A 25432-nucleotide genomic window follows, 5' to 3' on the forward strand; every position below is an offset into this window, starting at 1 on the left:
TGAGCCCATACGTAACTATTATGCCGGCATCCCATAACGCTCTGCTAACGCTTGCGGATAGTCTCGCTCTTGCGTGAGTTTAATCGCGTACTGCTCAATTTCTTGCTCAGACCAATGCACAGCGACTGGATGTTGGGATTCCACGTTTTGGTTAGGTTCGATATCAAACCAGAACTGAAGCATTTTTTGCGCTGCGAGTAGTGTTGATGACGCTTTTACCACTTCTATTCGTGCGTAATGGTTGTCTTCAAAGGTCACGTCGGCTGCCCTGAGTACCGGATCCGTTCCAGGAATTTGCTGGGCACCAAACAGGGCTTTTCCCCCTTTGATAGCAGAGTGATAGTCGGGAATGAACTGCGCCATGTGTTTGATAGCATTATTGGTTCGTTCTGCTAAGACTTCTTCTCGCCAACCGTTACGTATCTTTGAGAGTAAAGGAACTGGCAGTTCAGGCTGAGCTGAGAACGGTGTACTCTCAACTAAGCCATCTTCAAATAGCGTAATGCCTTTCGTCATGCCGTGAAGCTGAAAATAACCATCACCATAAGGGGTTAGTTGGGCCATTCCTTTATCAGTTCCACGCGGTCCATGGAAAATAACTTCTGGCCACAGTTGTTGGCAGTCTGCCCACTTGGTTACGTAAGCGGCTTTAAACTCAACTAACCTATCACGCTTGGCACCGATGGTATTGTCAATGGATCCTGTTTCAAAACCACATGCATTGACCAAGTAGTCACATGTCATAAGATAATCAATGCCATCTCGTTCGTAACCAAGTTGCCAGTGATTACCCATCCAGTCCGCTTGTTTGAGCGTTGCTTGTGTGCATACTGAGGCGTTTGGCAGGGCGTTCAACGTTAAGTTGGCGATTGCGGCAAGGCGAAAAACACTCCAGCCATATTCCTGAACCGCCACAATTGGGTACTTTAGCGCTTCTAGATCAGCATGTTGAGCAAAAGGAATACACCACTCATCAAAGGTTGCAGGGTGACTTGGTTGAGTGCGTTGTGCGAGTGCTTCTAGATCCTCTTTTGAATACAATTTGTAGTATTCACTTGGCTCACCAAGCACTTTATTGCTTTCATCTTTATCAACGAGTGTTTGATACGCATTTTTCACCACCTCTAGTCGAGGAATAAGTGCGAATGGGTCTCCACCATCAGAATAAGGGACTGCAATGATCGTCGGGCGAATATTCAGTGAAAGCGGATATAGGCGAACGGTATCAATGGATTGTGCTAACAAATCTAAACATTGTTGCTCAGAAATCTCTCGATATAAGTTGCCACCTGCATGTAAATGGCAAATGGGCGGACCATTTACCAGTGATACGCCCTTCTCTATTACGGAAACTTTAAAACCCAGCTCCGCAAAATGAATTGCTGCTGTTGCACCTGCGACACCGCCACCAACAACAGCGATGTGCTTATCTTTGTAATTTGGAAACTCAGACTTCATTGCTTCACTAAAAATTTTATAAGGAAAATTCTTTACTAACGGTGGATTCTACTCGTGTTTGGGCTTGATTAAAATCACAAAAAGTTCATGGGTTTGCGAAATATCCAACTGCGCCTTTATGGTGCGTTAAAGTAGAAAAAAATTGCAAAAAAAGTACTTGACGACATGGTTAGGAAGACACTTTTTTATGCCTATGTGAATAACAATTTCACTGTAAGACCCATGGCGCAAAGCCTGCAGAAACACCCCACTTTTTACCCCATTTAGTTATCCCAAAAGTTATCCACTGTTTTTGTGGATAACTAAAATAAAAGTGTCATGGAGTGTTCCACATTTAATAACATTTGCAGTGATTAAGTGTTTACTGGCGTTAACAATCTTTTCAACAAACTCATTACGACAAGTGCCAACGTAACAAATGTTGCCAGTGGTAAAGCTATCCACAATTCGGGGTGAATTTGTGCGTTTAGGTCGAAGCCATATATCATTACCGCGGCAACACAAACTTCGGCAGCGAATACCGCGACACCGCTAGCTATCAACGCCATAATGCCGTATTCGGCCCACAGAGTTGTACTGATCCGTTTTTTACTTGAACCTAATGTGCGATACAAACGGATCTCCTGCTGACGTTGGGATAAGCTTAATCTCAATAGCGTAAAGATAAGTAGCAACCCCGCAACCACGCCTAAAAGAGCAAGAATAGTGATTGCCGATACGATTTGTTGAATCAAATCCTGGATTTTTTCGCCCATGGTACGAATATCTAAAACAGATACCGTTGGGTGAGATCGAGACATAGACGTTAATAGTGCTTCGTTCCCTTCATCAATTCTATAACTGATGAGGTAAGAACCCGGTAGATTAGCCATCACGTCGGATGAGAAAATAAAGTAAAAGTTAGGCTTCATATCACGCCATTCAACATAACGAATGGTATCTACTACCGCATCGTAGTTCTGGCTATTAATAACAAAGCGCAGTTTGTCACCAAGTTCGATGCCCAAGTCATTTGCTACATCGGCTTCTACGGAGACACTCCCTTTATTTGTCCATTCACCCGCAAGCACATCATTATACTCTGGCAGGCTGTCTCCCCACGTAAGGTTCAATTCACGACGTATTGCGTCAGAGCCTTCTCCTTCGTATTCAATCTCTTTGACGTTTTGACCATTAATCTCTGTCAATCGACCACGAATAATTGGATATGCTTGTGACCGTGTAACCCCATTTTTATCTAAGGTTTCTAGGTAGCTATCGAGTTCGTAATCACCAATATTTAATGCGAAGACATTTGGCGCGTCTGCAGGTAAGGTTCTCTCCCAATCCGCGAGAATATCGCTGCGCACAAGCCAGATAATAGATAGCAGCATCAAAGACAACGCCAAAGCACCAAACTGCAGGCCACTGGTTACTGGCGTGCGGTTGATACGACTCAACGCAAGCTTCATGGCAGGTTGTGTCGAAATACGCGCAAACAATTTTGTGAGTGCGACGCTCACTGCAGCAAGCACAACAAAAAGTACTGCAATACCAATAAGAACAATCCAAACTAAGGTATTATCAGCATAAAGCAAAAGTAATGGAACAACGGGGACTAGAACGAGCAACATTCGCTTCCAAGAACGTTGAGCTTTGCCCTGCTGTAGCACTTCTAAGGCTGGAGTTTTAATCAAACCTAGCAATGGTATACCAAGAGCAGGAACGGTAATCAGAACCGCTGAGATAAACGACACCAAATATGGAGTGACGCCGTAACTAGGTAGTGGTTCGGGTAATAAGTCTTTGAGTGGAATGCGCAATAAGTACTCCAGCCCACTCCCCAACAATAACCCAACGACACTGGCGCTAATGAGCAGGATTGTGACTTGAATAAACAGCCATTTTTCAATCCATCGTCGACTTGCGCCAAGGCTTTTTAGCATCGCAATGGTTTGTGTTCGACTATTCACATAGTTTTGGCAAGTAAGAACCAATGTTGTCGCTGCCATAATGATGACAATCGCAACAGTTAGAGACAAATACTGCGTCGTTCGTTCAAAAACTTCATTGCTACGACTGGCAGTATCTTGCGTGCGCCAGCGATCACTAGGAGAAAGAACCGTATCTTCTTGCAGGCCTTTTAGCGTTTTATCATCGGCTTGTAAAAACAGACGGTATTGAACTCGACTCCCGACTTGAATCGCTCCCGTTTTCTCAACGTCTTTTTGATGAATGTATGCAGAAGGCATTTGTTGAAATGGGTTAAAGCTTAATCCAGGTTCCATCAGCACTGCACCTGAAACCGTAAAATCGGCATCGCCTATAGTGACGCTGTCACCCGACTTGACGTCTAGTTGAGCCATAATCCGCTCATCAAGCCAGAGTTGGTTCTCTTTAACGCGACCGGATGGGTTGTTGTCTAGTACCAGTTCTCCCATTAAAGGGTAATTGTCGTCCACTGCCCTTACGGAAATCAACTGCATACCATTGTCGCTAAATGCCATCGTGGCAAATCGTGTCATCGTCGAACGTTCTAGGTTTTCAGTCGAGGCTAACAACGTGTCAGGTATAGGATTAGCAGACACAAACACCGCATCCGCTGTCAATGCATCCTTCCCCTGTTTGACGATCACCTGCTCCATTCGCTCCGCTAATGCAGAAAGCGCAAAGATGCTCGCAATCACAAGAATAAGAGCAACGCTAATAGGCCAAAGGTTCCCCTGTCTTATTTCGCCGAAGCTCCAACGTATTAGGCTTTTGTTTGACGAGTGTTTTATTGCACTGCTTCTTTCTGTCGATGTTGCTTCGCTTGATGATACTGCAGACATTACACCTCCTCCTTAAGCTCACCCGCCTCCATACGATAAATACGGTCACATCTACTTGCTAGATGACTATCGTGTGTAACTAATATCAGCGTTGTTCCATGCTGCTCATTAAGATCGAATAGCAGCTCAATCACTTTGTCTGCGGTTTGATGGTCAAGATTGCCGGTAGGCTCGTCGGCGAACAACAGTTCAGGCTGTGTCATAAAGGCACGTGCTAGCGCGACACGTTGTTGTTCACCACCAGATAATTGACTTGGAAGATGATCGACACGTTTTTCCAATCCAACAGCGGTTAATAATTCGGCTGCTCTTGCTTCATCTTCGGCTTCACCACGTAAAAGACAAGGAAGCGTAACATTGCGTAATGCACTCAAGCTCGGGATTAATAAGAAACTTTGGAAAACAAAACCCAGAGAGTCAGCGCGAATTTTTGCGCGAGCTTCATCGTCAAGTTTTGATAACTCATGTCCCAACAAGGTAATCTCACCTGATGTTGGTGTATCAAGTCCAGCTAACAACGTCATCAACGTTGACTTACCCGCACCGGAAGTACCGACGATGGCGATTTTTTCTCCTTTCCTGATGTCAACATTTACATCTTTGAGGATTGTTAATTGCTCTTGATTAGTAGAGACTTGTTTAGAAACCAAATTGGCTTGAACAATAGGTGCATTAAGTACAGGTGTTTGCATGATTCGTATACTTTCCTTAGTTCTATTTTTTTGTTTTTCCGCTACTGCACATGCGAGCGAAAAGCTACTTGTCTTAGGTGATAGCCTGAGCGCGGGCTATCAGATGCCGATCGAAAAGAGTTGGCCTAGCTTACTCCCTGATGCGTTGTCAGAACATGGTCAAGATGTAACAGTTATTAATGCCAGCATTTCTGGCGATACCACGGGCAACGGCTTAGCTCGATTACCACAGCTACTAACCCAACACAGCCCAGATATGGTGCTCATTGAGTTAGGTGCCAACGATGGCCTGAGGGGGTTCCCTCCTAAACTTATTACGTCGAATCTCTCAAAAATGATTACCATGATAAAAGATTCAGGTGCGGACGTTGTCATGATGCAAATTCGAGTGCCACCTAATTATGGTAAACGCTATAGCGATATGTTTTACGATATCTACCCTAAGCTTGCACAACATCAACAAGTTACCCTGATGCCATTCTTCTTGGAGCATGTGGTCATCAAACCCGAGTGGATGATGGATGATGGCCTTCACCCAAAGCCTGATGCACAGCCTTGGATTGCTGACTTTGTTGCTCAAGAATTAATTAAACATCTCTAATTTTAATGGTCTAGCTCAATAAGTTTTACTTAACTTTACGTTAATCTATTTTCAATTCCACTCATCGAGGATAGATAACAACATGCGAATAGACCCTTTAATTCAAGGTGTTGTTGCTCGCTCTGCTCACCCACACGGGTGTCATGCATCCATTAAAGAGCAAATTGAATACGTAAAACACGCCCCGCAGATCAAAAGCGGTCCAAAACGGGTTTTGATTATTGGTGCTTCCTCTGGTTTCGGGTTAGCGGCTCGTATTGCCCTCACCTTCGGAGGTGCTAAAGCTGATACCATTGGTGTCTCCTTCGAGCGCGGGCCTTCAGATAAAGGCGTTGGAAGTGCGGGTTGGTATAACAACATCTTTTTTAAACAAGAAGCAAATCATGCGGGGCGTACCGCCATCAATATTGTTGGTGACGCATTCTCTGACTCTGTCCGCAATCAAGTGATTGAAGCCATTGAAACGTACTTTGAAGGTGAAGTTGATTTAGTCATCTATAGCTTAGCGACGGGTGTTCGACCTAAACCAGAGTCTGATGAGTTTTGGCGCAGCGTCATTAAGCCTATTGGTGAGCCTGTCACTGGCGCTTCAATTATGCTGGAGAACGATCAGTGGGTAGAAACCACTTTAACTCCCGCAACAGAGGAAGAGGCCGAAGCGACTATCAAAGTGATGGGCGGTGAAGACTGGGAAAGCTGGATTGATACACTGATTAATAACGACTCGATTGCACAAGGCTGCAAAACCATCGCGTTTTCTTACATGGGACCAGACGTTACGCACCCTATCTATCTCGATGGTACGTTAGGTCGAGCGAAAATAGATTTACACCAAACAAGTCACTCGTTGAATCTAAAACTTGCCAACTTTGACGGCGGTGCTTACGCAACAGTGTGTAAGGCGTTGGTGACGAAAGCCAGTGTGTTCATTCCTGCGCTAAGTCCCTACCTATTAGCACTTTATCGAGTGATGAAGGAAAAAGGTACTCACGAACGTTGTATTGAACAAATGCAGCGACTGTTTACCACTAAATTGTACGATCAAGATAAAGTGCCTGTTGACGGTGAACGCTTAATCCGAATAGACGACTTAGAGCTTGACCCGCAAGTACAACAAGAAGTCCATGCTCTTTTAGAGCAAATGAACGCCAATAACTTTAAAGAGATTGGTGATTACCAAGGCTTTAAAGATGAGTTTATGAAGCTAAATGGCTTTAACTTTGAAGACGTCGACTATTCGCAAGACATTTCTATTGAGTCGCTAAAATCGCTTAAACCTTAATGCTTGTTATCTGTTTCAAGTATGAGATATGTGATAACTATTCCTAGTCCTGAACACTTTTCAGGACTTTTTTTTGTTTCAAGCCCCAGCCACCCTATACTTAATTAAAAACCGAGAACAAGATAGAGCAGTCTACATTTTAAATTCACAGGAAGTGAAACCACGTAAAGGATGACCTATATGGGGAGATTGCAAACATTAGATTATGAAATCCCTGAGTCTATGCAAAAAAGTTGGCAGGAAATCGTCAACTTACTGGCTCAAATCACGCACGTACCCACCACATTAATCATGCGTATCCATCCAGATCGTATTGAAGTCAACACATCCAGTGAAACTCAAGGCAACCCCTATCGTACCGGCGATACTGAACTGCTCGGCAACGGTTTATATTGTGAGCATGTCATTGAGCATAAGAGCGAACTCATGGTTCCTAATGCGCTCGAGGATGAAGAATGGTGCAATAACCCTGACATCAAACTAGGCATGATATCTTATTGCGGTTTACCGTTATTCTGGCCAAACGGAGAGACGTTTGGAACCATCTGCATGCTTGATTCCAAGAAGAATGAATACAGCGACACTTACCGCCAATTGCTCGGAACTTTCAAAGACTCAATCGAAGCGCAGCTCTCCGTCGTGTATCAGCAACACAAACTCCAGCGTCTCAATAATGAACTCAAAAATCGAGTTGAGAACCGTACTACGGACCTAGCGCAGTTGAGTTACTCCCTAACAAAAGAGATTGATCGTCGTAAGGCCGCAGAAAAACAAGTGAGCTATCAAAAAACACACGATCAGGGAACCGGGTTCTTAAACCGCGCAGCACTGGAAAGTGTTGTCGGAGAAACGCTCGGAACGTTGGATCATAGCCAGCAATCACTGCTCGTGATAAACATTGGCTTTAGTAATGCTCGCAGTATCCAAACCCGTTATGGCTTTGAGGCCTTTGACGAGATATTAAAGGAATTTCGGTATCGCCTTGGTAAACGAGAATCGAGTTATTTTGTTACCGGGAGGCCGAGTTCGAATGACCTTGTATTACTCATTTGGGGCAACGATATTGATATGAAATTGCGTAAGCTACTGGATGATATCACCAATATTGGCTTGGGAAGCTTTTATATAAAAGACACAGAGGTTCACCTCAACTCTTATATTGGTGTTGTACAAGCCCACCAAACCAGCAATGCCAAACAACTTCTTCAAAATGCATGCTATGCCATGCTGCTGTGTAAAGAGTCTGGCGAAGCGTATAGTTATTTTTGTGAAAGTCATTCGAATGAGCTAAACAACCACAATCAATTGGAAAGCTACTTATTGCAAGCGGTAAGAAATGACGACCTGATGCTGTACTTTCAGCCCAAAGTTCATCCCCATACTCATAAGTGGATTGGCGCAGAAGCATTGCTGCGCTGGAGACACCCAATACTGGGCGACGTCTCTAACGAAGCATTAATACATATGGCTGAACAAAACGGACTTATTTTTGAAGTTGGCTCTTTTGTTCTTCGTACCGCGATAGACAAAGCTAAACAGTGGTCGGAGTTAATTGATAATTTCAAAATTGCCGTTAACGTCTCTCCAATTCAATTACAAAACGTGAACTTTGCGGAGCAAGTGCAACACCTACTCGAATCCTTCCATTTACCAGCACATTTTCTCGAACTCGAGGTGACCGAGAGCGCTTTAATTGCCGATGAAATAGTAGCACGCACAACGCTAAACAAATTGCATGAACTAGGTGTGACATTGTCACTTGATGACTTTGGTACAGGATACGCCTCTTTCAGCTATTTGAAGAAATACCCATTTGATGCCATCAAGATTGATAAGAGCTTTGTCCAGCAAATGGAAAAGTCGGACGATGATCGTGCGATCATTTGCTCTATCATACACATAGCTAAAAAGCTGGACCTCCAAGTGGTTATTGAGGGCATTGAATCCCCCCAACAAGAGCAGTTTCTTATTGGTGAGGGGGGTGATATTGGGCAAGGCTTTCTCTATGGTAAACCGATGCCTTGTAATGAATTTGAGCAAAGTTTGTTTAATCAGCGTCTTTCAGGCGGACAATACGCCTACTCTTCCTAAGCATTCTCTTTACTAAGGTGGCGGTGGTTTCTATAATCGCCGCCCGCTTCTATTAAAAGGCCAATATCTTCATGGATCAGTTGACTGCCACGCTTAAGAAAATTGAAAAGCAGAACTACCGCGCTTATCAGCAAATCAAAGGTCAATACGACTTCACTGATTTCACTTTGTTCATCGATCACGTACAAGGAGATCCGTATGCTTCCGCGTCACGTTTTCGTGCAACTCGCGCCTGGTCCTTGACTGGTCTGGAATGGTTAAAAGACGAGTCCCCTGCTTTTCAACGAGCAGCACGTGATTTTATTGCGCGCAGTTTTGAGCAGTTTGCTAAACAAGAAAACTCCGTATCCATTTCATTGAATGGCCAAACTGTGTTGGATAGCACCGCAGTATTGTTTACCGAGGAAGGTATTGAACTGCGTTTTCGAGTTAACTTGCCTGCTGAAGGTCGTTCAGTGTTGGGGAAAAAAGCCAACAACATACTGACTTTCCATTTGCCTAAGTTTATCCGTCGAGCGACCTTAGAACGTGAACTCGACAAAGCAGCATTGATTGAGCATTGCCAAGTTGTTGAAGACCAAGATGCCCTGCGTGCACAGTTGGAAGCCAATAACCTAGTTGCGTTTGTCGCAAATGGCAGCATTCTCCCTCGAATTGCTGGCAACTGTGATCTCCCAATGAAAGAGGCGGTTGAGTTCAAAGCCCCTGAATCGCTGCAAGTGACTTTACATGCACCAAACAGAGGCCATGTCACGGGATTAGGGATTCCAAAGGGCATTACGCTAATCGTAGGTGGCGGTTTCCACGGTAAATCTACCTTACTGAATGCTATTGAGCGTTCGATTTACGACCATATTCCAGGAGATGGTCGTGAATACATCGTAGCTGATGACAAGGCAATGAAGATCCGCGCCGAAGATGGTCGATGCGTGCATCATTTGAACCTGTCGAATTACATCAACCATTTGCCAATGGGTAAAGATACTGCGGATTTTTCGACTCAAGATGCATCAGGCTCAACATCACAAGCCGCTTGGCTTCAAGAGTCTATTGAAGCGGGTGCGAGCACGTTATTGATTGATGAAGACACCTCTGCGACGAACTTCATGATTCGAGATGAACGTATGCAGGCATTGGTGGCAAAAGGTGATGAACCAATTACCCCTCTTGTCGATCGCATTGGTCAATTGCGAGATGATCTCGATATCTCTACCATTATCGTTATGGGTGGTTCAGGCGACTACTTAGACGTTGCCGACACAGTCATTCAGATGCACGACTACCAAGCGGTTGATGTGACAGAAAAAGCGAAAGAAGTGATCGCTCAGCACCCTACTCAACGTCATAACGAATCGGAAGAACGTTTACAAACCTTCCCGCCTCGCGCCCTGAATCGCGTTGCTTTGATGAATATTCTCACTGACGGTAAATTCCGTGTGAATGCGAAAGGCAAAGAGTCACTTCGATTTGGCAAAGAGTTTACTGACCTTAGCGCTTTGGAACAGATTGAGTCCGCTGATGAAGTCAACACGATTGGCTGGTTATGGTTTCAAATTGCTCAGCTTCCAGGCTGGTGTAATCATCCAGCGAAGGAAATTGAAGAAATGCTGTCTGGAGAGTGGCATGCATCGCTTCCTAAGCAAGGGGACTTAGCCAAACCACGCACACTAGACGTAATGGCTGCGCTTAACCGCATGAGAAAATCTCAGTTTAAGCCATCATGCTAGTTTTGATACGCTGATTGAGTGATTGAGATAGTCCAATGAAAAGGCAGCTAATAGTTAGGCTGCCTTCCTTTATTTTTATTCATACCGAATCATTCGTTTCTCAGTACATTCCACGCTTCGCAAAGAATTCTAAACCTTTCTGCATCACCATTCTCTCTATCTGGGTGCCAACGAAGCGCGAGTTTTCGCCACTGCTTTCTAATTTCTGCGGGTGTTGCATCAGGGTTAAGCTCAAACAGTGAGAGTGCTTTTGTTTTATCCACACTGACTGTAGACGAACCACCAATGAATTTTTGATAAGTGGTCCAAAATTCATTCAACAATCGACGCACTTCATCTTCGTCCGCTTCGTAGTTGCGCCAATCCAGATAATATTCACGCAAAGGGTCGTTAATATCAACGATATGCCTCGAAGCTTCTAACGAAGACATCAGCTGGATATTCATCGCTTCAACTTGCAGCCAGGCATCTGGGTAAAGCGTTTCTTGCAGTTGGTATAGCGCGTTCATGATTAAGAAATTTCGTTTGAATAAATCCTTATCAGGAGAATCATCCAATTTCGAAATGTAGCCCTGTTCACTCAACTTGCTTGCTAAGGTGTGAACTTTCCAATCGGAAGGCTGCTTTCTAAGAATTTCTAGCATTGGCCAAAGCAACGGGTTTTCTATTGCATGAGTCTCAATACTACTGACCGTGCGTTGTCCTTCCATTCATCCTCTCTGTTTAATATTGAAGCATCACACTAATCTCACTCATCTGTACTGGTAAAAATGCTTGCTGACGCGTGTTTCAGGCCTAATTTCTGTGGCACCGAATGAAGCGTGGGTATCATTTTGTACCATAAACAACAAAAGGCCGATAGTCATCAACCATCGGCCTTTGTAAGGAGATCACGTAAAGGTTAAATAACCCCTAGTTCACGTAAACGTTCCATAAGGTAGCTATGTGCGGTGTAGCGCTCTGACAAAACCACTTCTGGCTTTGGATGCAAGAACAACGGCAATGAAATACGCGACTTTTCTTGACGGCCACCCGTTGGGTTGATTACACGGTGAGTCGTTGAAGGAAAGTAACCGCCCGACGCTTCTTGAAGCATATCACCAATGTTGATAATTAAGTTACCAAAGTCACAGGGTACATCAATCCAATCACCTTCTTTGCTCTTTACTTGCAGCCCCGGCTCATTAGCGGCTGGCAGAACCGTTAGCAGGTTAATGTCTTCATGCGCGGCAGCACGTATAGCGCCTGGCTCCTCTTCCCCTGTCATTGGCGGGTAGTGAAGAACGCGTAGTAATGTTTTGTCGCTGTTATTGATCATTTCTGACAACGCGATAGAAAACTTCTCTTGAACGTCTTTAGGTGCGTACGCTTCAACCCAGCCTAATAGCTCCTGAGCAAATGCATTCGCCCGCTCATAGTACTCTAAGATTTCAGCTTTAAGTTGCTCTGGGATCTGACCCCAAGGGTAAACATGAAAGTACTCTTTGATGTCTTTCACTTTGTACCCTTTCGCTACTTCAGACACAGAAGGTGGAAAGTAGCCATCTTGGGTGTCTACGTTAAAGTGAAAATCATTCTTTTGATCTGAACAGAAAAACTCATGCCAGTTTTTGTAAATTGACTCTACAAGCTCTTGTGGAATCGGGTGGTTTTTCAACACACCGAACCCTGTTTCGCGCAGAGAGGTAACGAACTGTTGAGCAGCATCGTCAGCAAGATAATCGACAGTTTCCAGTTTCATGGCTTTACTTCTTTTTTATTAGACTGAATCACGGATTCTATGGATGGCCATGTTGTAAATCAAACTTTAATGAAAGGTGCACGCGCAAACGTTTTAATGTTGAGCAGTTTGGCAATAAATCAACATTTTCAGTGATCAAAAACACCATCAAAATAACAATTGCACACCGTTCAATTAAGTGTAATCATTACCCAAGTCTATGGAGTCCCACTGTAAGATAAATTGAAGGATCAAGTAACTCTATGAAAAGCACCTCGACACTCTTAGGATTGACGATTTTTTATGCCATCGTGTTTTTATTTTCTGCGTTAGAACCTAACTCACGTGCCGTTTGGTTTGCGGAGATTATCCCAGCAATTGGTATTCTTGTTGCTATTTGGGCAATCTCGATTCGCTATCAATTCAGTAATACGGCTTACTTTTTAATGTTCATCTGGCTCTGTTTGCACACTATCGGAGCGAAATATACGTTTTCCGAAGTACCATTTGACTGGTTTAACGACATGATTGGTTCAGATAGAAACAACTTTGATCGCGTTGCGCACTTTTCGATTGGTCTTTATGCGTATCCGATAGCTGAATACTTGATACACAAGAACAAGTTCAACAAAACGTTCTCTTGCTGGTTTGCTTTGTTTGCGATCATGTCGCTTGCAGCAGGCTATGAGATTATCGAATGGTGGTATGCAGAATTGGCTGGCGGCGATGAAGGAATCGCCTTTCTGGGCTCGCAAGGTGACATATGGGACGCCCAGAAAGATATGTTGTGCGACACCGTTGGTGCAGCGTTGTCGCTGTTTTTAATGTCGGCTCAGCGTCGATTCTCTCAGCCACTCTAAATAAGGGTTAAACCCATCAACAATTGGAACCTGTACGATCTGTGCTACTTCATATTCGTGCAGGTTTTCTATTTTCTCTTCCACCAATTCATAGAGCTCTCGGCGAGTTTTGATCACCAGCAACCATTCGTTGTCAGTACAAATCTCCCCTTTCCACACATAGTGGCTTTCAATAGGCATCGTTTGAATACACGCGGCTAATTGGGCATCTAGCAAACCTTTAATGATCTGATCTCGATTTTTTTCGTTGCTGGTTGTGCTTAACACCATGCAGTAGTCATGTTTTATACTCATTTTCTAGCCCTTCATTATTTCATTGTCACTTTGCCGCCAATCATTTTGTAAGCGGGCGTTCCTCTCACTAGGGTATCTCTTGCAAACTCTTGCCCGCAACTGGGACAGATGCATGGGGTTTGTGTGAAATCGTCAACAATGCGCTCTTTGAAGCATTTGACCAGTGCGCCTTTTCCGCCTTTACGGTACTTGAATAGTTGAGTTTTACACTTTGAGCAATAGATATCGACGGTTTTCGTCGGCTGTTTCTTATTCGGTTTCGCCATGATTATTTTCTATATCAGGTTTTACCCATACGTTATTAAAGTCAAACCAACCTAAGGCATTACACTTTGCATTTTGCAAGGCACCGCTGTGGTCTTTATTGACACCCAACCAGCAGTGAAACATCGGAATCACCTGACAACTTTTTACCAACTGACGTCCTAACTCACGTGCAGGGAAGTCTGGATAAACACCAGCACGCCACTGATCAACGAGCTTAGCCCATTCGCTAAAATCGTAACCAGAACTGAATTTCTCAATATCACTGTAATCCAGAAGCCAGCCCGCTAACGCGTCATTTCGGTTCGTTGCAATGCCCATGGCTTTCACCCAAATATCCACTTCCTCAGGTGCGGGCGGTTGAGAATCATAACGAATAAACTCGACCTCTATACCATGCGGTTTTAAGAGTGTCTTGATGGCCTTGGCAACTACTGGAAACATCGGATGCTTTTTCTGATACGCTACGGAAATCACCTTATCAGCCTGCGGCACGGTGCCCGCCTCTGCTGGCCTAAGGTCAATCCAACCTGGCTTAAGGCCAAAGGCTTGCAATACACCCAATTCCATCACTTTATCTTGAGGAACATGCGCGTAAATCTGGTGACTGTTGAGAGTTTGTGATAGGAATTCTGCCCAGCGTGGGTCTTTTGCAATCCCGGTGTTTTTGTTTAGTAATAGAAATGTACAGCCAGGATCAAGCTCGACTTCATCAGATGAACCTTGTTTATCCATCTTTGGCTTAGACAAGCTTGGATAGACCATTGAAGAGTACGCTTCATCAATTACCCACACCTCAACTTGGTCCAGTAAGGGACGAAAGCCAAAGTAGCCATCAAAAGCAGTCAAAATGAGACGCTTATCATCATTTATTTTAACTTGGAACGGCCCAGTCCCTATTGGTTGTCTATCGAAGTTTTCTGAACGCAAAGCGCTTGGTAGCAAAATTTTTGCTTGCGACTCACTCAGCGCCAAAGGCAGGTAGCGATCAGGACGGACGAGTTCAATATCGACGGTCCATTCCTGTGGTGAAGATACCTTTTTTATATGAGAAAACAGGTTCAGGCTACTTAGTGCAAGCACACTTTCAAGTACACAACTGGTTGATAAGGGTTCACCATTATGAAAACGCACCCCACGACGAAGATAAAAACGCCAGTGCGTATCAGAAATGGCTTCCCATGTGTGGGCTAAATCTGGCTGAAGTTGTTCATTTTCATCAAGGCGAGTTAGCCCGCTAAAAATTTGTCTGGCGATGTGCTGTTCTGAACGCCGCATCGGTTTCTGTGGGTTTAACATCGCCAATGGTCGATAATATGGCAAACGTACCACCTGTTCGCCCTGCCGATGCTGAAGCCCTAAATAACCCTGAATAACCTGCGTTAATCGAGCCGCGTCGTTATCAAGCGCATCTAGAGCCTGGCCAATTTTCCCTTCGTCAAGATAACGTCTGGCGAGGTTTTCACTGACATCGCTACGATTACGTTTGAAAACGAGTTTTGAGAGTTTTCCTCGACCCGCCGCTGGATGCCATTCAATCCAGCCCTCCTCTTCTAATTTATTGAGAACAATACGGGCATTGCGACGTGTACAAAACAGCGCTTCGGTAATGTCTTCTAGCTGAACGTCCGTATCGTGACCGGCGAATTTTTCAAACAGTGTTTCGAACTGAACACGTAAACGAGGGCTACTCATAAAGAGGAAATTCTTATCTTATTGTTGATAAGCTAAGTTTCCTCATTTTTATCAAAAAGTGCAAACGTCACGCAGTAAATTATTGAATATCGATGCCAATTTCTCGTGCAAGATCGGCAAGTTGTTCCTCATTATCCAGCTTGATAGACCATTTACACTCTGCACCATGAGATAAAACAACGTTCGCTCCTCTACCCAGTAACTGGATAGAATCGGTTTGCGCTTGTAAGGTTACCATTGCACTGCCGGAGAGCTTAATCACGATTTCACGCTGGGTAGCAATGATTTTTCCTAATGAAAACTCAATCACCATCTTGCTTTATACCGACTTCGTTTTATGTTGCTTCACTGCGATAGTTAAGCGACTAGTACACACTAATCGGCCTCGTTCATCAGTTATGTCGATTTGCCACACTTGTGTTGAAACGCCAAGGTGTACGGGTTTTGCCGTACCAATCACATGACCACTTCGCATTGCACGTACATGGTTCGCGTTGATATCCAAACCGACACAGTAACTCCCCTCATCAACAGAGAAATTCGCAGCTAAAGAGCCTAATGTTTCTGCAAGTACAACAGAAGCGCCACCATGAAGCATTCCTAAAGGTTGATGAGTAAAACTACATACAGGCATGGTTGCTGTAAGGGAGTCATCCGTGAAATCTGTGTATTCAATTTGTAGGTGCTCGATCAGGGTATTTTTTGACGTAGCATTCAGAATCTCTATGCTAACGGGCTTTTTCCATATACTCATTGTTTTACTCTTAATTTCACAAACTGGTTTGTCGGATTGTAACGATTTATTAGAGAGCTAGCATAGACTTTACTTAGGTCTAACTTCAAGGTGTAACATCTTGGCCTCCTTGCCAGTTGATGAATAATTTGATCTATGCATCGTGTTACTATTTGGGTATATACTATTGCTTCAAAACAAAAATAATTTAGATGGAGCCTATTATGAAGGTATGGATGAAAGCCTCTGCTCTTTTAACTATCGCGGGCTTAACGGCATGTAGCGCATCACCGACTGGCCGTAATCAGATCCTGATGTTTTCAGATCAAGAAATGTCATCGCTTGGCGCCAAATCTTTCGAACAAATGAAGAAAGATATCCCAATCAGCAAAGATCGCAAAACGAATGCCTACGTACAATGCGTTGCCAAACACATCACTGACACCATCCCTGCTCAATCTGGATTTAAAGATTGGGAGGTGGTTGTTTTTGATAGTGAACAAGTCAATGCGTTTGCTCTACCTGGTGGGAAGATCGGCGTTTACACAGGGCTTTTAGGTGTCGCGAAAAACCAAGATCAGTTGGCAACAGTCATTGGTCACGAAGTGGCTCACGTCCTTGCTGACCACAGTAATGAACGCCTTTCACAAAGCCAGTTAGCAAATGCGGGATTGTCTCTGGCAAACGTTGCTATAGGAGCTTCCGAGTACAAACAGTATCAGCAAATGACGATGGCGGCACTTGGTGTCGGTGTCCAATACGGTGTTATTTTACCATACGGTCGTACACAGGAATCCGAGGCTGATATTGTCGGGCTTGAGTTTATGGCAAAAGCAGGCTTCGACCCACGTCAAAGTGTCGATTTATGGAAAAATATGAGTGCTGCATCCGGCGGTTCTCAACCGCCTGAATTCTTCTCAACTCACCCATCGCACAGTACGCGTATTAAAGATTTACAAGCAACCATAAATAAGTTGCCTGCGTATAACGCGAAAACGCCAAAATGTGGCTAAACTTCTGCTACCAGTGTCTATTTTTCGCAAAAAAGCTCCCTAGGGAGCTTTCTTAATGGGTATAAGGAATAGTTTAAGTACCCAGTATCTGTAGTGGCAAGCTCAACAGGCTATCTCCAAGGGTAGCAAAATACCAAATGATAGCGACAAAACCACCGACAGAAACCAAGTACCAAGCAAGTGAGAAGAGTTGTCCGTAACGGGTTAACGGCAATAAATGACTATGATGTCGACCTCTCCATTCCATGACCACTTCTAGCATCCCCATTAACAATAAAAACCCTAGCAACGTCAGCCCGAAAGAATAGCTGATAAAAATACCCAACAAGGCAGCAGCTATACTGCCGACTAATCCAACCCAAGTGTTCATCGAGAAGGTAATGCTTTTGAGTACATGACCACCATCTAGTGGCAGAATAGGCAACAGATTAAACAGGTTTAGTAACGCGTTAAACACTGCTAGGCCAGCGAAGAGCACCTCTCCAGTCATCCAATAAAGCAAAGTAAACGCGATGCTAAGAACTAAACCAAAAAATGGTCCCATAATCGAGATAACCACATCTTGCCAGCGTGTGTTGATCTTTTCATCACTCAGCGCTAAACCGCCAAGAAATGGAATCAAATAGATGCCCTTGGTCTTCATTCCAAAGTACTTCATCGCTCTAATATGGCCATACTCATGGAAAACTAAACAGGCGATCAAAGCTAACGCGAACTCGATAGAAAATAGCCAAGAATATGCAGCAAGACTTGCAGATGCTAGCGCCACTTTGATTACTTTCGCACTCTTGAGTGCTTTCATTCCAAGCGATACTAGCCCTATCACACTTAAACGCTTTTCCGTTGGCGGCTCAACTTCTGGTACTTGGCGTTCGATGTCTTTTTCATTTCGGCAACCTTCGCTAATAAGCTCATCGTTAATTGTGACCTTGTAACTCAATTCAAACGGTTGCCATGTTAATGAACACTCCAAATGGCATACCAGGACTTCCTCCCCTGCAGAGAGTCTAAACTGGTGAAGACAAGTGTCTGCAACATTATCACTGGCATCTATTTGGGACACCAAGGTGTTATCCCAATATAACTGCTGCCAACCAGCCATCGATCCTTCGAGCCTTAACGAACGACCTAAAAATTCAACATTCAGTAATTCCAACACGATTCCTATTGCGTCTATTGAATAACAACAAAGCGAGGCGCGAATTATGCCTGCTAAGTACAGAAACGGCAAAGCCCGCTATCTCTTGGTTTGAATGCCATTTAACCATAAAGCCCGTAAAACAATTCTGGTCGTACCATTCTCTTAAAAAATATAACGATAATACATGCCCTTACGAATCACCGTTTGACCTATGCATCATATTTAAAACGCAAAATACGCTCAAACTTTGACAAGTTATTAAACATACAATTAACATTACATTTACATCACAGTTGTATTTCACGTATTAACAACTGGTGTAAGTATCACACAACAATTACAAGGACTTCGGTCCAACACTATGACACCCTAGGAGGGTCAAGGATGAACAAGAAGCACTGCTCTCTGCTTACAATTTCGATATTGTTTGCGTGTAATGCCCATTCAGCGGGCTTCCAGGTAGCTGAGCATTCAGCATCTGGTCTTGGTCGAGCATTTTCAGGTGAAGGAGCGGTCGCAGACAATGCCAGCGTTCTTGCACGAAACCCAGCAGCGATGACGCTTTTCAAAGAAGCTCAATTCTCGGGCGCGTTATCTATCATCGATCCTGAAGTCGATGTGTATGACACGGTTAACAAAGAACATGCGAAAGATGTTGCCCCTTTACAAGTCGTGCCAGCGGGTTATTACATCAGCCCTATCAACGATAACTGGGCTTGGGGTATCGGTATGTTCACAACATACGGTGTTGCTACTGATTATCCAGATGATATTTCTGCGGGTGACATGGCGGGTGACACTTCCCTACTTTCAGTAAACATTAATCCTAATGTCGCTTACCGTATTAACGAGTCTTTCAGTGTCGGTGGCGGTATCAACCTAGTGTACGCGGAAGCGGAGCTGACTCGTCACAAAGGCGCACTCGCCGGTATTTTAGGTGGTAATAAGTCCGATAACCTTGTCGGCATGGAAGGCGAAACTTTTGCTTGGGGTTGGAATATTGGCGCTTTGTACGAGCTAAATGAAAACAACCGTTTTGGCTTTGGTTACCGTTCTAAAGTTGATCTAGATTTTGACGACGGTGAGTTTAGTAGTTACGACTCAGGCCGAGCTCCATCACCAAAAGTGGATGGCCGTTTAAAAATCTCTCTCCCTTCAATTATCGAATTATCGGCTTTCCATCAACTGAATGAACAATGGGCAGTACATTACGGCTGGCAACAGACCGATTGGAGCACATTTAAAGAACTGAAAGCGACGAGTCCTCAATGTAATGATGGAACTGCTGGTCAATGTTTCTACAAACCAGAGAAATACGAAGACAACAACCGTTATTCTATTGGTGCAACTTACACCCTCAATGCGGATTGGACATTCCGTGCAGGCTTTGCATACGACGAACAAGCAGGTGAAGCCACATTGAGCATCCCTGACAGTGACCGTTTTTGGTACAGCGCGGGCCTAACTTACGCAATGAATGAGAATTTAACTTTCGATGCAGGCTTTGCACTTGTTAAGAGTAAATCAGGCTCTTTCACCGAGACAAATGCTCAGGATGAAGAGATCAAGTTCGACTCTGAAGGTACTGCTTACATCAGCGCGGTACAGATGAACTACACCTTCAAATAATGGGATTACGGAGTAAACCAATGAAACACACGTTTAAATTATCAATGCTTTGTTCTGCAATCCTTCTTGCTGGTTGTGGTGATAATACATCAAGCTCTGGTACTTCCGACAAAGTTCAATTTGAAGATGAAGTCCAAGCACTGCTCGACCGTGAAACATCTATCAGCTTTACGCTTCAAGGGGCGAATGCGGATGTACCTGCGCCCTCTTACTTATTAATGGACACAACAGATGGCACGCTTGGTCTGCCAACTGACGGTGATGATGCCTTAACCAACCCTAGAGCCTCGATGAATACGATGGATGGATGGTCAACGTCTATGCCAATCGTTCTGAACTTTAAAGGCGATGGTTTTGCAACGGGTATGCTGCCGTCTGGTATTAAAGTCATCAAGATTAATCAACGTTTGACCGAGTGGGATGGTAAGTCTAACCCAATCGAAGACGTTCTCGTTCAGAACCAAGACTACGTTGTTCAAGCAAAGGGCAACTCTCTATATATCCAGTTCATGGATGCGCTTGATGAGTCAAGCGAGTACATTTTTGCAGTAACACAAGATGTTACTGACGTGAATGGTGAGCCAATCGGTACATCAGCCAGTTACGCGACAGGTAAATCGAAAGAAATCGTTTATGAAACTGGTGCTCTCGCTTCTATTCAAGCGGTGACACAAGCGGTGGAAGGCATTTTTGGTCTAGCTCAAGTTAACCCTGACGACATCGTTTACTCCTCCTGGTTCAGCACTCAGTCTGTAGGTGACACTTTGGCGGCGGTTAAAGGTGTAACTGCAACCGGTTTCTCAACGGGTGCAAATACACTAAACGCCGTTTACAAAAACGATGCGAACGAAGGTTCAGTAGATTTATCAACAGCCTACACAATGACACTTGGTGCAACCCAAGACTTTAGCACTGCGCTAGACTCTGACGATGACTTTAGTAAGTACGTTAGTGACCTAGACGCGGCAAAAACGGCAATTAAAGGCCTTTATGCGAAGTCAGGTGCCGATGTAAATGTGACTCAAGGTGTGGTCAGACTGCCTCATTATCTAGAAAAAGGGGCAAACTGGAACATGCAGCCAATGGTATCTGCGATGCCAAGCCTAGCGAAGCTAAGTGCAGCACTGGCGGATCCGAACGAGCAAGCGAACATGGTTCAGCAGCTATCAACTGGCGTTTTCGCAAATAACCCTGTTGACGTGACAAAGCTTGCAACCGATCCTACAGAGCAGCTAAAACTGGTGGGTGCTAAACTCACATTAAGCGATGGTACCCAACTCGACAGTGAACGTATTGTGACTCGCTACTCCCCAGTTCCAGTCGTTAAATCGGTAGAAGATGTCGAAGTACTTATCTTCACACCTAAATCTGGTGTCGCGACCGACGTTGTGATTTATCAACACGGCATCACTTCAGCAAAAGAGGATTCATATGCCTTCGCGTTTAATATGGTGAAAGCAGGTGTGGCTGTTATTGCTATCGACTTACCTATTCACGGCACACGTAGCTTAGATGAGCAACGTTCAGCTAATGCTAATATCTTGGCGTATCTAAATCTTTCTAACTTGGCAATCGCTCGTGATAACCTACGCCAAAGTGTACTGGATGTATTGGGTTTACGCGCGAGCTTAGTGGTATCGGCGCAAGGTGGTCTGTTGGCAGAAGGGCCTCTGCAAGGCTTTAACCCAATGACGGGTTCTAAAGTCAAAATGTTAGGTCATTCACTTGGCGGTATTGTGGCTACATCTGCCGTGGCAGCAGCAAATAACACGCTAGGTAGCCCCAACGCAGATGCACTTTACACATTTAGCTCTGCTTCTGTACAGAACTCTGGTGGCCAAATCGGCAATTTGTTACTAGGTTCAGAAGCCTATGGCGCTCAGATCAGGCATAACTTAGCATATGCTGCGTCTGCAGACTACGCGAGTTATGCAGATGCGTCATGTACACAATTGGAAGATAAAACGTGTTACGAAGCTTTTGAGGCCGCAGCAACAGAAACTCAGTTAGCAACACTAGAAGCTGGCTTCTCGCAGTTTATCTACGCGGCACAAACCACGCTAGATACCGTAGACCCGTTCACAAACGCGTCAGATTTAGTTGCTTCTGGTTCACTAACAACACCATTCCTGATGACCGAGGTTGATGGCGATGGCAATGTACCAAACAGCGTTCCAAATGCACCGTTTGCCGGGACTGAGCCTCTAGCAGCTAAGCTAGGTTTAACGACCGTAAACAGTGCTAATACAGCAGTGTCTCCAATGGCAAGCTTTGTGCAGTATAACGCTACTGCATCGCACATTACGTTTGTTTCTCCAAATGGCACACTTTCTGATATTGACCATCACGTTGAGATGCAAATGGAAAACACTGACTTCTTAATGGATGACACTTTAACGGGTGTGACTAATACTTCCGTTCTGAAGTAATCGTATCACCTTTCTTACCAAAGCCCAGTTTCGACTGGGCTTTTTCGTTCTCTATCATAAAAAACCGTCCCGTATATCCTTTGCTATAGTTAAATCGGTGTCGTACCTAACTTACTTGTTTGAAAGGAAAACTCTATGCGCATATTCACTATAATGGTCACTGCTTTACTTCTTGCTGCATGCGGAAGTAGCCAATATCTTATGTCGACAAATGAAGGAAAAATTATTACTTCTTACGGTAAACCAGACCTTAACGAAGAAACGGGTATGTACGAGTATGAAGACATGGATGGGAAAGAAATGAGCATTTCAAAAGATCAAATTGTGCAGATTATTGAACGCTAGCAACATGCCCTCTATGTATTTAGAGGGCTCTCCCCATACTTCTGAGCGCAGTTAATACTCCCAACGAACCTCTAACTTCCTCAAGAAATGAAACAACCAATTCATCACCCAAAGCAATCAATGCATTTTCTTATATACAGGTATTATTTGTTTAGCGAATATTTTACATCTTCACCCTAATCAGGTTGGAATATTGTAAAATCTCGGCTTTAATTCGCTAACACCCTTTTATTTCTCAGGATAAAGTGGATAATACCGCCACAAAATAACATTACTAAGGTGAGTCCTTATGTCTATTGAAGCTACTCTGCTTGCGCGCTGCGAGTCAAAATGTGAACTGTGTTCTTCTGAATCTCAACTAACAGCATACGCTGTCCCACCTCACGGTAACGTGACCGTTGATACTGCTATCATGGTTTGTGATAAGTGTCTGGGTGAGATCGATGAGCCAAAAGACATTAACCACTGGCGTTGTCTAAACGAAAGCATGTGGAGCCAGGTTCCTGCAGTACAAGTGACAGCATGGCGCCAACTCACTCGCCTAAACTCTGAAAGCTGGGCTCAAGATGCTCTTGACATGATGTACATGGAAGAAGAGCAAATGAACTGGGCGATGAAGGGTATGTCTGATGATGACAAAACGCTGGATTGCAACGGCACTGAACTTAAGAAAGGTGACGATGTAACGGTAATCAAAGACCTACCAGTTAAAGGCACTAACCAAGTAATCAAACAAGGCACAGTGATCCGTGGTATCAGCCTTGGTGATGATCCGAAACTAGTTTCGGGCAAGGCAAATGGCGGTCAGTCAATGTACGTGATCGCAGAATACTGCCGTAAGAAGTAATATCGTATTACTCTACAAGTCAAAACGGGGCACTATTAGTGCCCCGTTTTCATTTCTAATGAACACCAATTTGGAATAAGCTCCTCTACTCCGGTATTGACTCTGTATAGAGTTCTAGCTCCGTTATTCGCGTTTGAGCAGCTAAAAAAATACCGGCTTATAAGCCGGTATTTTCATTCATTATTTCAAGATTAACGGTACATACCGATATCTTTTTGAATGTGAGCTGACAAATCTTCCGCATAGTAACTGCGTGGTGCAGTATTATCTACGAATAGAATGTCTAGTAAGTGAGCAATCAGTCCTTTGAAGTTAACCGCGTAGGTTTTCTTATCCATAGAGGTTGGTAAAGCTACATTTGTCATTTGCATTGCTTGTGCCATGATTGCCTCTCTTTAAAGCAGTAGTCTGTTTTGTTGGTTGTATATTAGTCAGTTTCTTATTGTTTAAGAAATGACAAATTTTACCTATTCGAATTAGATTATCTAATAAAACAAGTCCATTACAAACATCAAAAATACAAATGAATAATAACAGCATAAATAGTCACAAACTGTCTAATTATGTTGAATAACTTAACGTTACCTGCATAAAGCCATCTCAACTAACAACATATTCTTAACATTAAGTTTCGTTATTTATTTTATTTTTAGCGCTTTACTTATATTTTTTGATTAGTAATTTTAACGCTAGAGCGACTGTTCGACTTATTTTTGAGGAGCGATGCCACAACCGCTGATGTCATCACAACGATTAAGAATGTGAGTGACCACGTTGTCGGAATCTCATACTCTGTTCCTACCAATAACATCTTTACACCGATAAACATCATGATCACCGATAATGCTGGTTTTAAGTACACAAACTTGTCTAACATCGCTTGCAGAACAAAGTACAAAGATCGCAAACCCAACAGTGCAAACACGTTCGCGGCTAAGACTAAAAATGGCTCTCGTGTTACCGCGAATATGGCTGGGATAGAATCCAGTGCAAACATTACGTCCATCACTGCAATTACACCGACTACGATCAGCATTGGTGTTGCCACCCACTTACCAGCTTGCTTTAAGATTAAGTGATTTCCTTGGTAATCATCCGTAACTGGCAATATTTTGCGAATAAACTGCTCAGGATATGGGTTAACTTCTTCTGCTTCACCTTTGTCGCGAGCAAGCTTAATACCTGTCCAAATAAGGAATGCGGCAAAGAGGTACAACATCCAGTGGTACTGCGCAAGTAACTGAGCACCAACCACAATCATGATAGCCCGTAGAACTAACGCACCAATCACGCCCCAAAGCAGCGCTCGCGGACGCAAATGCTCCGGCACACTGTATTGTGCAAAGATGATGGCAAACACAAACAAGTTATCCACGCTTAGCGACTTCTCTAGTAAGTAGCCTGTTAAGAATGAAACCGTTGCTTTATCGTTCGTATAGGTGCTGTGCGGTGCGTAAAGGTCCCAGAATAAATAGATAGAACCTGCAAAAACAAAGGCAAGTAAGAACCAAAAAACACTCCAAAGGATGGCTTTTTTCATCGTTATTACGCCACCACGCGTTTGATAGATATCAAGCGCAACAAGAACAAGCGTAAAAAGACCAAAAGCGCCATACATCGCTAATGACTCTTGAAGTGGTGCCGATTGGCTCAATTGGGTGGTACTTTCGATAAGAGACATGCTTCCTCCCATGGCGGAAGGACATGAGTTTGGTGACCTTCCGCAGACAATAACAACAAGCAGTCACATAGTAATCATGTGCTGCCAGTCAATGAATGCGTTGGTCTCGTTGAAGTGTCG

At 43.9% G+C, this 25432-nt stretch carries 23 protein-coding genes; 10 read left to right on the top strand and 13 right to left on the bottom strand.

Annotation, left to right across the window (positions count from 1 at the left end):
* Positions 1-18: 18 nt before the first annotated feature.
* The 3 genes from MTR11_RS13725 to MTR11_RS13735 form a co-directional block, all read right to left on the bottom strand.
* A complete protein-coding gene (locus MTR11_RS13725) occupies positions 19-1458 on the bottom strand; it encodes an FAD-dependent oxidoreductase (RefSeq protein ID WP_243327858.1) in 1440 nt (479 codons plus the stop codon).
* 353 nt (positions 1459-1811) lie between these two features.
* The gene (locus MTR11_RS13730; RefSeq protein ID WP_243327859.1) at positions 1812-4268 is read right to left on the bottom strand and encodes an ABC transporter permease; all 2457 of its coding nucleotides are present in this window, start codon (positions 4266-4268) and stop codon (positions 1812-1814) included.
* On the bottom strand, positions 4268-4960 hold the full coding sequence (locus MTR11_RS13735; protein ID WP_074190665.1) for an ABC transporter ATP-binding protein: 693 nt from the start codon (positions 4958-4960) through the stop codon (positions 4268-4270). The genes MTR11_RS13730 and MTR11_RS13735 overlap by 1 nt, the downstream gene beginning before the upstream one ends.
* Between MTR11_RS13735 and tesA the strand changes: the two genes are divergently transcribed.
* The 4 genes from tesA to MTR11_RS13755 all read left to right on the top strand — a co-directional run bounded on the left by tesA (position 4959) and on the right by MTR11_RS13755 (position 10661).
* Entirely contained in the window at positions 4959-5561 is a 603-nt protein-coding gene (gene tesA / locus MTR11_RS13740) for a multifunctional acyl-CoA thioesterase I/protease I/lysophospholipase L1 (protein WP_005395483.1), read from the top strand. The two genes, MTR11_RS13735 and tesA, sit on opposite strands and share 2 nt — an antisense overlap.
* A gap of 82 nt (positions 5562-5643) precedes the next feature.
* Positions 5644-6843, top strand: coding sequence for an enoyl-ACP reductase FabV (gene fabV / locus MTR11_RS13745; protein ID WP_243327860.1), 1200 nt, complete (start codon positions 5644-5646; stop codon positions 6841-6843).
* 180 nt (positions 6844-7023) lie between these two features.
* Positions 7024-8934: an EAL domain-containing protein gene (locus tag MTR11_RS13750; RefSeq protein ID WP_243327861.1), complete on the top strand. Its 1911-nt coding sequence runs from the start codon at positions 7024-7026 to the stop codon at positions 8932-8934.
* A gap of 71 nt (positions 8935-9005) precedes the next feature.
* Positions 9006-10661: an ABC-ATPase domain-containing protein gene (locus tag MTR11_RS13755; RefSeq protein WP_243327862.1), complete on the top strand. Its 1656-nt coding sequence runs from the start codon at positions 9006-9008 to the stop codon at positions 10659-10661.
* Positions 10662-10750: 89 nt separating this feature from the next.
* Here the strand turns inward: MTR11_RS13755 and MTR11_RS13760 are convergent, their stop codons facing one another.
* Both MTR11_RS13760 and MTR11_RS13765 read right to left on the bottom strand, forming a co-directional pair.
* Entirely contained in the window at positions 10751-11371 is a 621-nt protein-coding gene (locus MTR11_RS13760) for a DNA-J related domain-containing protein (protein WP_012842300.1), read from the bottom strand.
* 191 nt (positions 11372-11562) lie between these two features.
* Positions 11563-12402: an isopenicillin N synthase family dioxygenase gene (locus tag MTR11_RS13765; RefSeq protein ID WP_243327863.1), complete on the bottom strand. Its 840-nt coding sequence runs from the start codon at positions 12400-12402 to the stop codon at positions 11563-11565.
* 242 nt (positions 12403-12644) lie between these two features.
* Between MTR11_RS13765 and MTR11_RS13770 the strand changes: the two genes are divergently transcribed.
* Positions 12645-13241, top strand: a complete 597-nt coding sequence (locus MTR11_RS13770; RefSeq protein ID WP_005395495.1) for a DUF2238 domain-containing protein — start codon at positions 12645-12647, stop codon at positions 13239-13241.
* Here MTR11_RS13770 and cutA read toward each other — a convergent pair.
* From cutA to MTR11_RS13795, 5 genes are all read right to left on the bottom strand, one after another.
* A complete protein-coding gene (cutA, locus tag MTR11_RS13775) occupies positions 13203-13535 on the bottom strand; it encodes a divalent-cation tolerance protein CutA (RefSeq protein ID WP_031780471.1) in 333 nt (110 codons plus the stop codon). The two genes, MTR11_RS13770 and cutA, sit on opposite strands and share 39 nt — an antisense overlap.
* A gap of 14 nt (positions 13536-13549) precedes the next feature.
* On the bottom strand, positions 13550-13801 hold the full coding sequence (locus MTR11_RS13780) for a hypothetical protein (protein ID WP_053349877.1): 252 nt from the start codon (positions 13799-13801) through the stop codon (positions 13550-13552).
* Positions 13785-15494 carry an SgrR family transcriptional regulator gene (locus MTR11_RS13785; RefSeq protein WP_243327864.1) on the bottom strand — a complete coding sequence of 570 codons (1710 nt, stop codon included), beginning with the start codon at positions 15492-15494 and terminating at the stop codon, positions 13785-13787. Before MTR11_RS13785 ends, MTR11_RS13780 begins: the two co-directional genes overlap by 17 nt.
* 79 nt (positions 15495-15573) lie before the next feature.
* Positions 15574-15807, bottom strand: coding sequence for a DUF3389 domain-containing protein (locus MTR11_RS13790; protein ID WP_005395503.1), 234 nt, complete (start codon positions 15805-15807; stop codon positions 15574-15576).
* Between the two features lie 6 nt (positions 15808-15813).
* Positions 15814-16248, bottom strand: coding sequence for a hotdog fold thioesterase (locus MTR11_RS13795; protein ID WP_012842307.1), 435 nt, complete (start codon positions 16246-16248; stop codon positions 15814-15816).
* A gap of 203 nt (positions 16249-16451) precedes the next feature.
* On the opposite strand from MTR11_RS13795, the gene MTR11_RS13800 reads away from it, so the two are divergent.
* A complete protein-coding gene (locus MTR11_RS13800) occupies positions 16452-17240 on the top strand; it encodes a M48 family metallopeptidase (protein WP_182033671.1) in 789 nt (262 codons plus the stop codon).
* A 73-nt stretch (positions 17241-17313) separates the two neighbouring features.
* Here the strand turns inward: MTR11_RS13800 and MTR11_RS13805 are convergent, their stop codons facing one another.
* The gene (locus MTR11_RS13805) at positions 17314-18342 is read right to left on the bottom strand and encodes a site-2 protease family protein (RefSeq protein ID WP_047010406.1); all 1029 of its coding nucleotides are present in this window, start codon (positions 18340-18342) and stop codon (positions 17314-17316) included.
* A gap of 423 nt (positions 18343-18765) precedes the next feature.
* Here MTR11_RS13805 and MTR11_RS13810 point away from each other — a divergent pair, with 423 nt between their 5' ends.
* The 4 genes from MTR11_RS13810 to MTR11_RS13825 all read left to right on the top strand — a co-directional run bounded on the left by MTR11_RS13810 (position 18766) and on the right by MTR11_RS13825 (position 23631).
* Positions 18766-20010, top strand: a complete 1245-nt coding sequence (locus MTR11_RS13810) for an outer membrane protein transport protein (protein WP_005395507.1) — start codon at positions 18766-18768, stop codon at positions 20008-20010.
* Positions 20011-20030: 20 nt separating this feature from the next.
* The gene (locus MTR11_RS13815) at positions 20031-22439 is read left to right on the top strand and encodes a VolA/Pla-1 family phospholipase (RefSeq protein ID WP_243327865.1); all 2409 of its coding nucleotides are present in this window, start codon (positions 20031-20033) and stop codon (positions 22437-22439) included.
* A 135-nt stretch (positions 22440-22574) separates the two neighbouring features.
* A complete protein-coding gene (locus MTR11_RS13820; RefSeq protein WP_109169951.1) occupies positions 22575-22784 on the top strand; it encodes a YgdI/YgdR family lipoprotein in 210 nt (69 codons plus the stop codon).
* Between the two features lie 289 nt (positions 22785-23073).
* Positions 23074-23631, top strand: coding sequence for a PhnA domain-containing protein (locus tag MTR11_RS13825; protein ID WP_005395511.1), 558 nt, complete (start codon positions 23074-23076; stop codon positions 23629-23631).
* A gap of 191 nt (positions 23632-23822) precedes the next feature.
* On the opposite strand, the gene MTR11_RS13830 is transcribed toward MTR11_RS13825, so the two are convergent.
* Positions 23823-24014, bottom strand: a complete 192-nt coding sequence (locus MTR11_RS13830) for a hypothetical protein (RefSeq protein WP_005376351.1) — start codon at positions 24012-24014, stop codon at positions 23823-23825.
* A gap of 278 nt (positions 24015-24292) precedes the next feature.
* On the bottom strand, positions 24293-25312 hold the full coding sequence (locus tag MTR11_RS13835; protein WP_243327866.1) for a TerC/Alx family metal homeostasis membrane protein: 1020 nt from the start codon (positions 25310-25312) through the stop codon (positions 24293-24295).
* Positions 25313-25432 lie beyond the last annotated feature (120 nt).

Origin of the sequence: Vibrio sp. CCB-PB317 (assembly GCF_022808245.1) — a bacterium.
GTDB lineage: Bacteria > Pseudomonadota > Gammaproteobacteria > Enterobacterales > Vibrionaceae > Vibrio > Vibrio diabolicus.